General features: G+C 43.1%; 17 protein-coding genes and 1 pseudogene. All 18 read right to left on the bottom strand.

Translation table 11 applies throughout. The features are described 5' to 3' along the window. Nucleotides 1–35: 35 nt before the first annotated feature. Nucleotides 36–410 (bottom strand): hypothetical protein, encoded by a 375-nt coding sequence (locus C5I45_RS00975; protein WP_032857207.1) that lies wholly within the window; start codon nt 408–410, stop codon nt 36–38. Continuing rightward, entirely contained in the window at nt 391–735 is a 345-nt protein-coding gene (locus C5I45_RS00970; protein WP_015387504.1) for a hypothetical protein, read from the bottom strand. Before C5I45_RS00970 ends, C5I45_RS00975 begins: the two co-directional genes overlap by 20 nt. Next, nucleotides 722–1,087: an SMI1/KNR4 family protein gene (locus C5I45_RS00965; RefSeq protein WP_003150757.1), complete on the bottom strand. Its 366-nt coding sequence runs from the start codon at nt 1,085–1,087 to the stop codon at nt 722–724. Before C5I45_RS00965 ends, C5I45_RS00970 begins: the two co-directional genes overlap by 14 nt. Before the next feature lie 52 nt (nt 1,088–1,139). Continuing rightward, complete coding sequence (locus C5I45_RS00960) at nt 1,140–1,517, bottom strand: DUF2716 domain-containing protein (RefSeq protein WP_014306110.1); 378 nt, start codon at nt 1,515–1,517, stop codon at nt 1,140–1,142. Then, on the bottom strand, nt 1,505–1,783 hold the full coding sequence (locus C5I45_RS00955; RefSeq protein ID WP_015387502.1) for a hypothetical protein: 279 nt from the start codon (nt 1,781–1,783) through the stop codon (nt 1,505–1,507). Before C5I45_RS00955 ends, C5I45_RS00960 begins: the two co-directional genes overlap by 13 nt. Continuing rightward, on the bottom strand, nt 1,780–2,160 hold the full coding sequence (locus C5I45_RS00950) for a YxiJ family protein (protein ID WP_014306112.1): 381 nt from the start codon (nt 2,158–2,160) through the stop codon (nt 1,780–1,782). The genes C5I45_RS00955 and C5I45_RS00950 overlap by 4 nt, the downstream gene beginning before the upstream one ends. After that, nucleotides 2,154–2,315, bottom strand: coding sequence for a hypothetical protein (locus C5I45_RS19705; protein WP_003150751.1), 162 nt, complete (start codon nt 2,313–2,315; stop codon nt 2,154–2,156). The genes C5I45_RS00950 and C5I45_RS19705 overlap by 7 nt, the downstream gene beginning before the upstream one ends. Before the next feature lies 1 nt (nt 2,316). Next, nucleotides 2,317–2,922, bottom strand: a complete 606-nt coding sequence (locus C5I45_RS00945) for a hypothetical protein (protein WP_003150748.1) — start codon at nt 2,920–2,922, stop codon at nt 2,317–2,319. After that, nucleotides 2,904–3,413 carry a YxiF family protein gene (locus C5I45_RS00940; protein ID WP_003150746.1) on the bottom strand — a complete coding sequence of 170 codons (510 nt, stop codon included), beginning with the start codon at nt 3,411–3,413 and terminating at the stop codon, nt 2,904–2,906. Before C5I45_RS00940 ends, C5I45_RS00945 begins: the two co-directional genes overlap by 19 nt. 61 nt (nt 3,414–3,474) lie before the next feature. Then, nucleotides 3,475–4,302 carry a hypothetical protein gene (locus tag C5I45_RS00935; RefSeq protein ID WP_107994172.1) on the bottom strand — a complete coding sequence of 276 codons (828 nt, stop codon included), beginning with the start codon at nt 4,300–4,302 and terminating at the stop codon, nt 3,475–3,477. A 42-nt stretch (nt 4,303–4,344) separates the two neighbouring features. Beyond that, complete coding sequence (locus C5I45_RS00930; protein ID WP_231135879.1) at nt 4,345–4,605, bottom strand: hypothetical protein; 261 nt, start codon at nt 4,603–4,605, stop codon at nt 4,345–4,347. A gap of 287 nt (nt 4,606–4,892) precedes the next feature. After that, nucleotides 4,893–5,300: a YxiG family protein gene (locus C5I45_RS00925; RefSeq protein ID WP_107994171.1), complete on the bottom strand. Its 408-nt coding sequence runs from the start codon at nt 5,298–5,300 to the stop codon at nt 4,893–4,895. Nucleotides 5,301–5,315: 15 nt separating this feature from the next. Beyond that, complete coding sequence (locus C5I45_RS00920) at nt 5,316–5,714, bottom strand: WapI family immunity protein (RefSeq protein WP_107994170.1); 399 nt, start codon at nt 5,712–5,714, stop codon at nt 5,316–5,318. A gap of 203 nt (nt 5,715–5,917) precedes the next feature. Further along, nucleotides 5,918–6,265, bottom strand: coding sequence for a hypothetical protein (locus C5I45_RS00915; protein WP_234415023.1), 348 nt, complete (start codon nt 6,263–6,265; stop codon nt 5,918–5,920). Nucleotides 6,266–6,337: 72 nt separating this feature from the next. Beyond that, nucleotides 6,338–6,769 (bottom strand): annotated as a pseudogene (locus tag C5I45_RS00910) (YxiF family protein). 143 nt (nt 6,770–6,912) lie between these two features. Beyond that, nucleotides 6,913–7,467: a DUF4240 domain-containing protein gene (locus C5I45_RS00905; RefSeq protein WP_107994169.1), complete on the bottom strand. Its 555-nt coding sequence runs from the start codon at nt 7,465–7,467 to the stop codon at nt 6,913–6,915. Next, nucleotides 7,460–8,308 carry a hypothetical protein gene (locus C5I45_RS00900; protein WP_044052783.1) on the bottom strand — a complete coding sequence of 283 codons (849 nt, stop codon included), beginning with the start codon at nt 8,306–8,308 and terminating at the stop codon, nt 7,460–7,462. Before C5I45_RS00900 ends, C5I45_RS00905 begins: the two co-directional genes overlap by 8 nt. 52 nt (nt 8,309–8,360) lie before the next feature. Then, complete coding sequence (locus C5I45_RS00895) at nt 8,361–15,389, bottom strand: DNRLRE domain-containing protein (protein WP_107994168.1); 7,029 nt, start codon at nt 15,387–15,389, stop codon at nt 8,361–8,363. Between the last annotated feature and the right edge of the window lie 161 nt (nt 15,390–15,550).

Below are 15,550 nucleotides of genomic sequence, written 5' to 3'. Positions count from 1 at the left end.
CCGGCTCCCCTCATTATACGCGAAATGCCGCCGCTTTACCCTGACGTTTTGCCGGGCCGTTCGGGGGACTGCTTTTTCTTCATGTCGAGCACGACCCATTTGGCGCAATAAAAGCTCATGCTTCCTTCCCCGTCATTGACATAGTAGCGGATCGATTCCCAGCCGCCGTCAACCGGGCTGATATCCAGATGGATGTCGGTGATGCTTTCAAGATCATCCAGCCGGGCAGACCTCACATCCTCAAACCGCAGTACGGCATCATACTGTCCGTCAGTCAGCTTCAGCTCAAACACCGGGATTTTATCATAATACTCGTTATACCCGGTATAGAACGTAAACTCCGTCAATTCAAAACAACCCGGCGAACCCGGCCCCGGCAGAACTGCTTTCTCATGTTTGTGCCATTCCATTTTGCGCCTCCTTACTTAACACCTTCTTCTCTGCTGCTTCATATTGACGGCAGTAAAAACGGAACGTTTGGTTCTCCCACTCCTCCACGAGAAAATGCTGTCCATCATCTCCGTCAGCAGGATCAATTGCTACAATGCCTGAGCCAGCCGTTTGACTCTCCATTTCTTTTATTTGAACGGAAGAAACGTCTTTGCATGTGAGCCTTACACGAATGAGCTGATGTTCATACTCAGAGGAAAACGCCAGCTCAATTACAGAAATCTCTCGTCCCCGAAGGAGGCGGAATTCTAAAAGCTCCTGAATCAGCCACTTATTCTTTTTCATTTTCTATAAATTCTCCTATAGAAGCGGCATACAACTCAACATCGGCAGTCTCATGATCCCACAGATAGACAGTCTCCTCCATTACACTGTCCGTCTTTTTCAAGCACAGCTTATCCCCGGTTCCGTTGTCGGCAATTACGATCAAATCGTCGGGCATACTCTCTTCTCTGCACACACTGTTTTGCCTGATCACATCATCCCAGGTTTTCTGCAAACGGCTTTGTTCACGGATAGCGAAAAAAATCCACTCTCCGATCTCCGCAGGGTTCTTTTTATGAAGCAGCCGTTTATACGCTTTCGGAAAAGACGCTCTCAAGCTTTTTTCCGCAGCCCTGAACTCTTCTTCTGTCATCCTGTTATTCCCCCCCCCCCGTAAAAACATGAGATTCATTCGCAAGCGGTCTTCACTTTTGAAATAAGACAGGAGCGTTTCTTTCTATCGCCCTTATTAGCGGTGAGCCAAAAACCGTAATGGTTTGCTGCCGCGGATCCCCTAGCAGCCCCCACTGGAAGTCCTGATGAATAAAGAAACAATAGTCTCCATTTGGAATAACGGAGACCAGCCATTCACCGAATTCATCTTTATCAATTGGCGAATGAGGATTAAATAGATAACATTCATGCTGCCAGTCCAGCGCATATATAAACTCTTGCTTTAAGGTACAAGATTGAAGTGCCTTTAGTATCTGCAGTACGATGAGTTCCACTGCATTCATGGTCAGAATGATTGGGTCGCTTGTGTTTATTTTTGTATTGATTTTTGTAAAGACTAATTCCGACATGAACGCACCCTTTCTTCATGCGTTTTCATATAACCCTGCACCCAATCTTTTAATTCTTCAATCGTATGCAGATACGAATCAGGCGAATCTTTCAGATCAAACCCGCTCAAATACACGAGCATCTCCCAAACGTTTTCATCCTCAACCTCCGGATCATCTGCAGCCACGTACTCGCATGCCCAATCCGACACTTCTTCCCTCGCCGCTTGACCGTTCAGGATCAGATCAGCCTTCTTCAGACATTCTGCTATTGTGGGTTCTTTCACGTCAGAAGCCTGCCTTTCTTGTTTAAAATGCTGACCAACAGCCCTCTCACCCGTTCATGCCGCCCGATTTCCCGGCTGAGCTCCGGATAATCTGTTAAAGCGTTTTTCAGCTGCGCATATTGCGGATACAGCTCAAAAAAGGATTTATATAAGGCTTTACGCTGGCGCTTAGGCATTTGTTTATTCGCCAAAACAAAATCTAAGCTGCCGCAGACAAGCGCGAAATACTCATAAAAATCCCCCGCGCAGGCAGCCCCCTCAAAGTCTTCTTCGAATCTCCCAGCATCCGAAGGCAGCGGACCCTCTAATTCTTTTTTGTGTAATTTCAGGTTTTGGATGACGTCATCATTTAAAGAATATCTGTTGGATCTTAACATCTCAGAATCACTCGAATATCACCTAATTCATCGATAATCGTAAACGAAAGCCCGTCATTCTGATGCCGTCCGAGATACAGATGCCCGCAGTTATCAAAATGGAAGAAACGTCCTTTTATTGATTCGTCATGTATCTTGTTCATTTTTATTTTCATGTCATTGCCCCTTGTATTTATAATGCGCCGCGAGCTTTTTTTGAAATTCATCCGAAACAATCTGATCCGGGAATACAACAGATACCCAGTCTAAAACACGGTCGTCTAAGGGCCTCCATGATCCTAACGTTTTTCCCGCAATCTCCTGATCAATACCTAGAATACAGATTTCAAAATCTCTCTCTCCGTAAATCGCCCACTTTAAAGTCGGTGAAGCCCATACGACGCGGGATGCAATATTCATTATGCTGTCATTTTTACTGTGCTTTGGATAATCAGTTAAGATTGAAAGATATTCATCTTCGGTTATATTTAAAGGAATCTTTAACCAGTTAAAATATCCGAATTCCTCGTAAAACCGATTCATATCATCCGGTTGTGTCAGAACAGCCATTAAGATAAATTCATCGTGATGATGATGCGCCAAACTTTTGAGCATTTCCCAGCCTTCTTCAGACAAGACCCAGTGGAATTCTTCGAATAGATAATAATGTTTTCGTTGTTTAAAAACTTGTTCGGGCAACGCTTTGTCTTCATGAAATAAAGAATATATTTGAAATTGAAAGACTGCCGATTCCTTTGTGTTCTTTATAAAAAAGGGATGCATCTTGTACCTCTTTTCGGCGGTTTACACACAAGCTCACAGCCGTATTCTGTGTGAAATAAACAGACAGAAAATGAGAAGGACGGCTCCACTAAAATACAGCTGTTAGAAAGCAGCCGGCCTTCAAAATCTATAAAATCCATGAGACAGTGCAGATGACTTGCACAATCCTTCAGCGCACATTTGATAGCACCGACTTCATTACTATACGGATGAAACAGATAAACAATATCATTCATCCGTTCAACCCCCGTATCCGCAATGTTTTCTAAAATAAGCGATATGGCTGTCTCCTTGTCGCTTATATCAACTTCACGCACTGCACTTGGGAAAGAATTCGATAATATAGTCTCAAATATCTGCCTGCTTTGTTCTGCCTCAGCTAATTGATAAACAAACCCTGATTCTTCACAAGATCTTAGCGAGGCACGCACCTGTTTCATTAAAAAATGCCTCTTGTTTTCCTCAAGCTTGTCAATTAACTTTTCTCTCATCACTGAACACTTCCTTACAGGATATTTTCATTCTGCCGGCATGTATGCTGCATAGAAGTAATCAATACTTCACCAGATATAAATCGTTATCACTAAAGATAAACATGCGATCCTGTACGGCTCTGTACGTTGTTTTTCCTTTTCTATCAATACCGTGTATCATGACGTCAGCCTCTGATAACCCTTTGCTCTCTTCATGAAATGCAAATAGGTTATCCTCGTGATTCTGTATCAGCAGCACCCTATTTTTCGAAACGGACAGCTGGTCACAATAGGAGTATTGATCGCCGTTTAGCACATATTCTGCAACAGTACGAATTCTGTCCCGTCCAATCTGATAATGACCGATGACACAGCAATCCTCTCCCTCAAAACATACATACAAATCAGATTTGATCGATTGTATGGCATAGCATTCGTGCATCATTTCTTTAAAATCGTCTTTAAAATAAAACGTTCTGTCTTCTGCATGAAAAGCAAATATCGCTTTCCCTTGAGGGTTTCTCTCATCATACATACCCTCGTCTGTTAATCCGATCCATAGTAATCCATCCTCACCCAGATGAAATACATTGGCGCTTAATAGAAAAGAACAAATCGGATTGATTTTATTACTGTTTACGCAGTATACAGCTAATTGACACGTATAATTTTCCAGGTAAACGATCACGATAGTGTCATCATACGAATCAACCAGATTGAAATGGGCATCTTCAGAAAATCCGTGTAACTCTTTTTTGATTAAAAGAGAGCTGCCTTTCATAACCTCCAATATTACTTTGTGATCATGCACCGACACAATAAATACTTGATCATCCCGACCCGCATTGAAATAAATGATGTGCTCTCTTTTATATGACCCAACCCGCTTCGCGGTAAGTTCTAACATCAGCAACACTCCGTTGAATAGGAACCTGAAATTTATATTAAATTAATCAATGATATATAAATCTGCTGCATCGTATTCAAACCAAATGATTTTTTCATTACTTTCAGTAGTTACATCAACCTTTTGAGTGTTCAGGTTCATGCAGGACTTATTTTTGGCAGGGTTTGCTATTATAACAACAAAATCATTGATCGATGCTAAAAAATATAATTCATCTAATAAGTAATCTGCCATCAATTCTTCTTTGGTTAGGACACATTCAATATGAATGAACTTTTTCGATACAGTATTCATATTTATCATTTTCTTTTCAACCTTCTTCTTCCATTCTTCAATAAAAGAAGGGAATGCCATTACTTCTATTAGAGCTGTTTCGAACTCTAAGTCATTCATTAATTTGAGAAAAAGTATCTTTACTCACTAGATCACATGAATAAATCGAATTGTATTTAAGCGGATTAATCACATCCAGATTCCCTATAGCCCTCAATGATTCTTTTTGTAAATTTAAAGGAGTGTTCATGTTTGCCTCCGCGAACGATTTCGTTATGTAAGAAAAGAGAGGCTGGGAACCTCTCTTATTTGTTTATTTATGATTTCGGATGATACGCATAAAATGATTGGTCGTCAAAGCGAACTGTTTCAGCTTCTACAGCAATCAGCATTCTGTTCATGTCAATGAGAAAATTAGCATTTGATTGATACTCCGGAATTACAGCATTTGATAGATTACCGATTCCTTCCGGGTGGTAACTCATCTCAAATACTTGCCAATTGTATTCTTCCGAATCTATTTTTTCTAATCTCATATCACCAATATCTGCACTAAAATAAACAGATGCTACATTTTGAAAAAGAATGTTATGCGTATATTCGGCTTTATTTTCAACGACCTGAATCTTAAGTGAAAGTTCTTTTTTAAACACTTGAAAATCAAAATGAAGGACAGCGCACCCCCCATCTATGTAATCTACCCATTCATTAATTGTTTTGTACATCGTTTATCTCCCCAATTACGTTTTGGAGTCTTTGAGATCTGATTTTAAAGTCTTCACGAAAAGTTCTAGCTTCTCTTCATTACAGTTCACTTTATAGAAAGTCGTATTTAAGTGATTTTCCACAAATCTAATGATAAATCTGTAATATTCGTTTTCTTTATCAATACTCAAAATAAAAAATGGTTCAATTGTTTCTAAACGTATCCTGTCTTGATTCCCCGCTAATAATGCTTCAATCCCTGATGTCAGCATTTTATATTCACTTTCTAATAAAACGGCAGAGTAATCGCGGGCGATTACTTTATTAGGTTCCAACAGTTCAAACATTGTTGAGATAAAAGGATCATCCTCCGCCTCTTGATACCTTCTCGGTTTTATTTCAAGTTCCAGACAACCGTCTCCTATTTTGGCCATGCTGTCTTCTCGTTCTCTACTCAGCAGCTTTAATTTTTTAGTAAATGATTTGAATGACGCTCTAATTCAAGCTAAGTTTCAATCGATTGTTCACCTTTTACTGTCTCGGTTCTAATCACCTACCCACTTATATTTTTTTAAAAAAAGAAAGCCTGTTGACCAAAAGATGATCAGCAGGCTCATCTATTTTTTATTTAATGCCATTATTTAATAATGTTTGTAATATTTTCCCTATGTCTAGATCCTATTCTGATTGTCTCGGAATCTGTTATTTCTATATGATAAAGAACATAATCCAGTAAATCTTTAATAATTGTTTTCTCTGCTAAAGGGGCTCCATTTAATATATCTTTTAACTCAACATCTTTTTCCAATAAGATTATATTTTCATGAGCAATTATTGTATTCTTGTACTCTTCTGCTGAGGTTTTCATAAAAGAGATTTTTTTATTAAACAAAGTATTTGTTTTTAAGCTCGCTGAGAATATACAAGTATCACTATCTTTATTTGAAACAGAGTAAGAATACATTGCATATTGTTTATTTTCCATATTTTTTAATATAACAAATATTAAATCCTCTATTGAAGCTTTTCCACAAAGATTTCCTCCTAGGAAAGCAATCTACCAATATACAAGATCGCACCCATATTCCGTGTGCAATATACATAAACCAAACTGACACTCAGGCTCAACCAAGATAAAACTATGATTGGGAAAAACCTTCGTCGAACTCAATACATTCCAATAAGCCCTCATGGTGCTCGAGACATTTTCCAAAAGCACAAACTTCGCTACAGTGTTGATGAAATAGCAGGACGTCCCGGCCATCACAAGCAACATATTGCTGAGTTGTTTTCAAGATCAGATGTTCGCTTCCATTTTTCCGGGAGCATCAACCTCACGGATGTCGGCTGGTATTGAATTTGATAAAACCAGCTCAAGCAATTGCTTGCTTTGACCAGATCAATAAAGCGATAACTTTTGCACAAGGGACTAGTTATTCTTTGATTTGGCTCTTCAATCGGCGAGTTTTTCGATTAATCTTTTTTGAATGAGCTGCATACCCTCCGCCGGCACTTTCTCAAGTTCTTTTAAATTGATTATCCATTCTCTTGTTTTCTTTGTCATTCACCCTTCAGATTTGATCTAAAAAGAGCTTGTATCGCTTATTGATACAAGCTTTCATATTCTACTATTTAAAAATCACCCAGCGGATTATCCCCAAAACGCTCCCACAGTTTTGGAAACCTATCAGTCAAATCTTCTTCTTCCCAATCCAATTCAATACCGTCCGATTCGGCAAGTCCCTTTTGTTCAAGTGCATCTAAAAGATCGTCGTGTACTTTATCATTCCATTCATCGTCACTAGTCTTCTTATATGTCAACGCCTTGATTGCCACTGACAGCAAGTCTTCATTTTGCGGATGGCCTTCCTCGTCAAGCTTCTCTTCTGTGATGTAGGCTGCCAAATACTCATGATCATCAAGTACTTTTTCAAAAGTTTCTTTTCCCTGAGCAATTAGCCAGCCGCGAAAATAATCAAACGTATCGTCTGAGCAACCGTCCATGAGAATGAATGCAGCTGCCCATAGGGAAGACTGGTAGCTTTTTTGAATCAAAGTCTGAATCATAAACTCAAAATCAAGGATCTCATTGGTATCTTTTTCCGATAATATATTACACAGCCACTCGTTAGGTTCTTCCTGGTTGGCAGCTTGGTCAATAAGCTGCCAAAAAGATGATTCATTCATTTGATTTTCCCCCTCGGATATCCCTCTTATAGATCCCCGAGTCTGATATTGCATAAATAGCATTACTTGTTAGTTTCAGCTGTTGTATCGAGAGCTCTCGCCCGTCTGGATCACAGCACTTCACCTCTTGCATCGGCAGACTGACATCAGCCGGTATGAGGGACAGTGATTGTTCATCTTTGCATATCCAAAACCCGTCATCTGAAATCGCTAGCTGGTCGTAAACCCCGGAATATGCTTTATCAGAAACAATCCAAACTCGTTTCACGTCGGTTTCATCAAACGCAGCAATGATTGTATAAGCGTAATACAGCATGTAGATGAGTCCATCTTTTTCTGCAAGCGCATAGCAGTCATCTACAACGGGCGCATATATTTCTGAAAGCTGTTGATCAATATGCGTTTCCTTTAATTGTCCATCTAAAGTGAAGCACAGCACACTTTGACCATTTGAGTTTTCATCATCATAAATGCCTTCATCACTTAAACCAACCCATAGGTTTTGTTTCTCATCCAGAAGACTGCATGAAGCCCCTGAAGGCAGAGAAAATACACTTTGTTCTTTTCCATTTGCTGAAAACACCTTAACTTTATACTCATGCAGCTTAGAGTAAACAAATACATAACGGTCATCCGAACTCTGTTGAAACAATATAATATCCTCGCACAGGATTTGTTCATTGGTTTCAAATCTCCGGATATCGCCGGACAAATCAAAGATCGAAATTATAATTCCTGTTTTACCCTTTTTCCCGATGTACATGCGTTCATGATTATCCACATGAAAAAAACAACCTTCATTTACTTCTTTTTTTATCTTGTTCATTATTAATTTTTTCATTATATCCCCCTAGTACGTTAAGAACTGCCATTAAAAGCAGTTCTATCACAACTTAATATGGAAAACTTGTTACTATTCTTCCATTCCTATCTCTAATAACTCTAACACGTTTAGTTTTTCTTTTATTACCATTCACTCCAACATATCTTTTAAAAGTCTTTTCGTAAACTGTACGTCCATATTTTCCTTTACGCGCTTTCCCTGACCTTAATGTACTTCTTGTTGTTCTTTTTAAAGCTCTGTTACTCTTAAATTTCCCTTTGTTTCCATACTTTTTATCGGAACGCTTTGGACCGTGTCTATCTTTTATATGATGCCAAGACTCTTTATTAAACCAACCTCTTTTTGCCTTATTAGCAAACCTATAAACCCTTTTAGCACCCTTAAATAACTTCCCAGGACCAAAGTTCGAAGCCGCTGCCCAGGCTGCACCTCTCCATCCTTTACCTGATTTATATGCCTTATATCCGTCATAAGCCGCAAAGCCGGCGTTAATGGCTAGCCACACCCAATGCCCATCTGGATCAACATTCATCACCGGGTTGTTGTTTCCGTATGCATATCCATTCTGATCTAAAGAATCCCCATCGCTGCCCGGGTCTGGGTCTAGTGATAAGAATACACCGTTTCTTGGTTCGTAGTAGCGGGCCATGAGATAGTACAGGCCGGTTTCTTCGTCGTATTGGTAGCCTGCGTAGCGGTAGCGGTTGTCTTTTACTTCGTCGCTTGCTTCGGTTTTTGTCGGATTTCCCCACGCATCGTACTGATATTTGGCAACGGTTTTTCCGGTGCTGTCTGAGATGGCGATGACGTCGCCGTGTGCGTTGTAGTGATAGAAATATTTCTTGCCGTTCTCTGTATAGGATAACAGCTGGCCGCTGTCACCGTACGTATATGATTTTGTGACGTTGTTGTCGGCGTCTGTTTCATACAGAACGTTCAAGCTGTCTCCGTCATAGAAGTAGTTCGTAACGTTTCCGTTGACGGTTTTTTGGATTCTGTTTCCTTTTTCATCGTATTTGTATGTTGCGAACGGCTTGTCTTCGCCTTTTTTCGTGACGGCGGTCAGGTTGTCTTCCGCGTCCCACGTATATGTGTATTTGCCGTCAGATATGCGGTTGCCATTTTTATCATAGGACAGGTCTTCGTCATTCACCTTCGTCAGCTGGTTCATGATATTGAATGATGCGTTGACTGATTTGCTTGCGCCGTCCTTTGTGGTGGTGACGTTTGTCCGGTTGCCGAAGCCGTCGTACGTATATTGAATGACGGTGCCGTCTTCATGAGTTTCTTTGACGAGCTGGTTGAGCTTGCCGTATTCGTACTGCACCTTTCCGCCGGCTGAGCTGTCGATGACCGTGCGGTTGCCGTTGGCGTCGTATTCATAGCTTTCCCGGAAGATGCTGCCGCCGTTTTTGGCTCCGATATGAAGAGAACTGACGAGATTCCGCTCATCATACGAGAAGCTCGTGCCGACTTCATTGCCGCTGATGAATGTCTGGACATTGCCGTTTTCATCATAATCAAATGTATAGGCTGAAGTGCCGTCTTTCATTTCAATCATTTGATCAAGTTTGTTGTACGTAAAGCTGTTTGTTCCTTTTTGGCCGCCGTGGCTCCATGAGAAAGTTTTCAGCTTATCTGAATCAGCCGGATACGTCCAGCTTTGGCTGCCGCCGCGGTCGGTTAATTCGGTCAGGCGGTTTTTGTTGTCAAAGGTGCGTTTCTTCGTTGTATTTTGTTCTTTGTTTGTGACTGACGTTTCATTGCCGTTTTTGTCATAGGTAAAGTTGTATTTTTCAGTGCCGTTATACGCTTTTGACTTAACCCGGTCGGTGCCGTCATAGGTCAGCGACACTTCATTGCCGTTGGCGGAAACGGTTTTCGTCAGGTTGCTGTTGGCGTCATATTCACTCTTCAGTACATTGCCGAGCGGGTCGGTTGTTTTGACGAGCTTGCCCATGACGTCATATTCATATTGATAGGTCTGGTCTGCGCCGGCCCGAATCGTTTTTGTCAGCTCATTTCCTTCCTTGTCATAGCTGTGAAGGATGGATGTGCCGTTTGACAGGGTCAGCTTTGTCAGCTGGTCGGCCTGATCGTATTCGTAGGCGGTTGTTTCGCCTTTCGCGTCGGTTTCAGACATTTTCTTGCCAGTCTCGTCATATGAAGCAGTGCTTGCATACCCTAGTTCGTCTTCTTCTTTTGTGACGTAGTTTCCTTTTTCGTCATAGGTGTTTTTCGTCAGGATGCTTCCTTCAATTAAACGGATGTCATCAAACCACGCCGTTCCCGTGGCGCTTTTTTGGAACAGAATGCTGATTTCGATTTTATTGATCGGCTTTGTTTTCGGAATGACTGCCGCCGCCCGGTTCCATTCCTGTGTCCCCTGCGGGAATTTGGCGGTATAGACGCCTGTCGTGCCGTCCGCATAAGTGACGCCGGCCTGAAGCGCGTAATCATTGTCGTTCGTTAATTTTACGCCGTCTGCCTTGGACATCCCTGTCAGCGTAATATATACCGGCTTATCGTCCGCGCTTTGGCCTAATGTAACGGTTTGTTTTGCGGCCGCATTGGCTTGTGATGCATTTGTGCGGGACGCTTTTAATGAGCTGTCATCATCGAAGCCTTCATCAAGGTCAGCGGCGGTTCCGCTTGTGCTCCATCCGTCTGTTTTGGCCGTGAAACTGCTGTTTTGAACCGGGTTATAGCTTGAAGAGACTTCGCCTTTTTCCAGCTGAACCTGATCAAACCACGCTTTTCCTTTGCCGTCCTTGTCTTTATGATCCACTTCCATATAGACGATGGCTTTTCCTGCATTGGCCGGTGTTGTAAAGGTAATCTGCCGTTTCGTCCAGTCATTCTTTCCGGCTAATGCGCCTGATTCATTGTGAATCCATTGAATGCGTTTTTGGTCTTTGTCACGCAGATCAATGTTGAAATACGCTCTCGCCTTTGTCAGATCCGTTTTGATCTGGCCGCTGAGTGTATACGTCGTATTCGGCTCAAGCTGCACTTCCTGCGTTGCGGACGCATGGCCGTGCTCTGTTCCGGCTGAAGCGGATTGTGAGGTGATCTCCAGTGCTTTTTGTCCGGACAGCGCGCCGCTTCTTGCTTTTACAGACGCGATGCTTCCGCTGTCTCTCGTAGCGGTGAGATTCCAGCCCAGCTTTGTTCCTTCAAAGCTGCCGTCTTTCAGCAGGCTTGCCGAAGCTGCCAGCTCTTTGCTTGATTGAATGAGATTTCCATACTTGTCATACACGGCGGCGGATGAGGATTTTCCGCTTTGATCCGTCTCAGAAACAGCATCAAGTCCGTCGTACGCAATATCAGTGACGTTCCCCTCGGTATCCTTCATTTTCGTCACGTCATTGTTTTTGTTGTACTGATACGTTTCGGTGCCGTAGTTGTCTTTTACGGCTGTGACGTTTCCGTCTTTATCATATTGATAGCTTTCTGTCGCTTTGCCCGCATCCGCGTCGTTCGGATCGGTGTCCTGAATGACGTTGTTGCCTTCGTATACAGTGTTGGTCGTGATTTTCAGCCCTTCGGCATCATCGATCAGTTGAATCGGGTTGCCCGCCTCATTATAGCCGTACTGCACTTTGCGGCCGTTCGGCTGCGTCATGAGCAGCGTTTTTTTGTCCGCGTCATAGCTGTAGTTATACGTTTCTTTTTTCGCATTGACGGCTTTGGTCAGACGGTGGCCGCTGTATTGGTATTCAGTGAACAGCGGTTTGTCCTCCGTGCTGTTTGCGGAATACTGCTTGACGAGGCGCCCTTCGGCATCATAGTCGTAGCTTGTGACGCTGCCGTCAGTATCCGTCACCTTTTTGAGAAGGTCTTTGTCATATGAATACGAAATCTTTTTGTTTTTCGGCCCTGTAAGAGATGTGACATGGCCGTTTTCATCATAGGTAAATGTCAGCTTGCGCCCTGATGCGTCTGTTATGGCGGTCAGCTGATTGCTGTCGTTATATTCGTATACGGTTGTGTTGTTGTGTCCGTCAACGACTTTTTGAAGCTTGCCGCCTTTTTTGCTGAAATAAGCGTTCGTCTGATCCTTTGTTTTTAATACAAATTGGTCGCTTGTTTCTGTCAGTTCGAGATAAACACCCGTCGGCGGCTGATACGTGCCGTCAGATTTTTTCGTGAAGACATGTGTTGTCGCGTCCTCATCAATATAAACGGCTCTGCCGTCTTCAGAAAGGATCGACGTTTCCGCATCGGCATACCAGCCTTGGCCGAACATATGGTCAGAGCTGTCAAGGCTGTTAAAGGTCCGGGAGAGTCCGAGCCCCGGCCCGCGTCCGTCGATTGACATATCTTCTTCATTGACGATGACATTTCCCGTCGCGCCGTTCAGCTGTCCGTCCGGAATGTCGATAATAGACCAGAATTCTTCCGTTCCGAGGAATTCCGCACCTTCATGGAAAACAGGGTTAAAAGGTGCCGTCGGTATACTGTCACCATTTGCGTCATAGGCGGTCAGCGTAAAGGAATAGTTCTTCTTCCCTTTGTAATTGCCGTTTGCGTTTTCGTAAACAGGTGAAGGGTCAAGCGCCAGTTCGCCGCCCTTTCCGTCCGTGTGAAGCTGGAATTTTCCCGCTTTCACTTCATCGGCTGACGGCCAGATGTGTTTGTTTTGGGTCGTCCAATGATCGGTATCCCCGACATCGAATGATTGATAGTCTTTTCCGTTGTAAATGTTGATTTTGTAGCCTTTGGCGTTTTTGACCTTATCCCATATGAGATTGACATAACCCGTTTGGCTCGATTTCGTGTTCGTATAGACATAGCCTGTCAGGTTTTTCGGCTTTGCGATATCAGGCAGCGCCGGACTCGCTTCCGGTGAGGCGATCGCTTCTCCGTCTTTGTTATAAGCAATGACTTTAAATCCGTAGGTTTTCCGGTTCGCATCTCCGCCGGCGTTTTTATAAACGGGGCCCGGGTTGATCGGCAATTCCGCGCCTTTTTTGTCTTTCAGGTGAAGCGCATATTTTCCGGCGCTGATTTCCGCCTTTGTCGGCCAGATGTTTTGATCTTTTGTGGACCAGGATGTTTTATTTCCGAGGTCAAGCGTTTCAAAGCCTTTGCCGTTAAAGACTTGCATTTTATACCCGGCTGCGCCTGATACGGCTTTCCAGGAAAGATCAAACCAGCCTGTGACGTTGTTGTTATTAAAGCCTTTCGTGCTTGGTTTCTGAACTCTTCCGATATTCGGAATGACGGGCTTGGCGGCCGCAGACATGGCGCCCTCTCCCTGGTCAAACACCGCGCTGACCGCGACCCAGTAATTTTTACTTGCCGGATAGCTGCCGCCGGCGTTTTTATAGACCGGCGAAGGATTAAGCGCTAATTCAGTTCCGCCTTTTCCGTCTGTATGCAGCTTATATTTGCCGGAGTCGATTTCCGCTTTTGTCGGCCAGATGTTTTTTCCTTTTGTGCTCCAAGAGGTTGCATTGCCGACAGAAATGGCCTGATATTCTTTCCCGTTATAAAGCCACACTTTATAGCTTTTGGCGCCTTCAGCTTTTTTCCAGCTGATATTGAAAAATCCTGTCGAATCTCCGTTATGATACGCTTTGACAGACGGCGTGTCCGCCTTCGGAATCGTGTATGTCACTTCAATGTATGGTTTTTTAGCAGAGTTTGCTGATGACATCAGCTTCTTCCAATATTCTTTTCCGTTGCCGTTTGTGTGAAGCTTAAAGCCGTAATTGGCGCCGCCGCTGTTCCACGACTTGACTGCGGATGTGACATCGAAGCTTGCCCATTGGCCTTTATAGACCTCGGCTTTGCCGATGTTTTTGGAGCCCGGCTTGTTTTTCCACGTGATCTTGGCATTGTCGTAATTGCTGTTTACGGTGTCGAGCCAAAGCCCCGTCGCCTTTGATCCGTAATAGGAGTGGGCTGTGTATGCTTTAAGCGTCGCTTTTGTCACCGTCATGTTTTTGATCGGCTTTAGATTATCAAACTTCATAAATGCGTAGTTCGTTCCGGTTGTGCCGTCATAATAACCTGTTTTCAGCACGTACGCTTTCAATCCGGCGTCCCATTTCTGCGACGCGGCAGAGTAGTTTGTCGTCGGGTACGCACTCATGACAAAGGTATCGGATGACACGGATACTGATGTGGAAGGATCAATAGATACCGGATAAACCCGCTTGGGATCTTTCAGCCATTTTTCATCGGCCGTTACATGCAGCAAGTAGCCTTCGCTGTTTTTTTCAAGCTTGAAGCTGACATCTTCTGACCTGCTGACCTCACCTGACTTCTCGTCGAGATCTGAGTCGGTCATAAAAGGCTTCGGCACGGTGTAGACGACATTGTCTTTGTCATCAGAAAACGCGATCGAGCCGTCTTCCTGTTCTCTTGCCTTAAGGTCGGTTTTGATTTGAAAGGTGAAGGAATTGTAGCCTTCATATTTGTGAAGCACAAGGTCTTCTTTTATGTTTTCGTTAAATGTGTAGGTTTGTAAATCAATAGCAGGAAACACTTGCTGATACGTAAGCTCGTTGCTGTCTTCCTTCACTTTTGCTGAGGCATCTGTCGGAGTGATTGCAGCCTGATCGGGGCCTTTTGCGCCGGTTAATGAGTATGTGAGCTTATGATCATCATGTTCAAATGTAGCGTATAATCCGTTTTTCATTTGCTTCAGAAAATCGGAGTTCAGCACTGTATTTTCCGTCCCGACATCCTTTGAGCCGGTTTTCAATTCAGGGGAAACGTCTTCCCAGTCCGCATTGGCGGTTTCTTTCGTGTGAATGGGGTCTGTGTAGATTTCCTGTTTGTATACACCTTCGCCCTCATAATAAAGTTTTGAATTCTCAGTTCTTTCAGACGTGATCTCACCGTCTTGATTGATATCTTTTTGATCAAACGGCATCTGCTCGGATGCTTTTTCCGCCGGAAGATCTTTTTCCGGGTCTGCTGCCGGAATGGCGGCGGTTTTCGCTTGATCTTGTTTTTCACGCGTTTCTGCCGCAAATACATCGGCAGGCGCAATGGAAATCATAAGCGTTGCCGCAAGAGTGCCGGCCAGCCATTTTTTCCACTTGTTCTTTTTTCCTATTTTCATAGGTTCTCCTCCTTCTTTTGTAATATAGGCTTAACAATAGTAATATTATTGAAATTGTTTATCAATATTTTCCTAGGTATTTAAGGTTATTTTAAGGATTATAGGAATTTTGAACCTTTTATTCATATAAAAAAACCGCCGGCTGCCGGCGGTTTTTCGTA

The organism is Bacillus sp. ZY-1-1, assembly GCF_003047165.1.
Classification (GTDB): domain Bacteria; phylum Bacillota; class Bacilli; order Bacillales; family Bacillaceae; genus Bacillus; species Bacillus velezensis.
The sequence above is the reverse complement of the archived record's forward strand: the minus strand, read 5'-3'. Positions and strand labels throughout refer to the sequence as shown.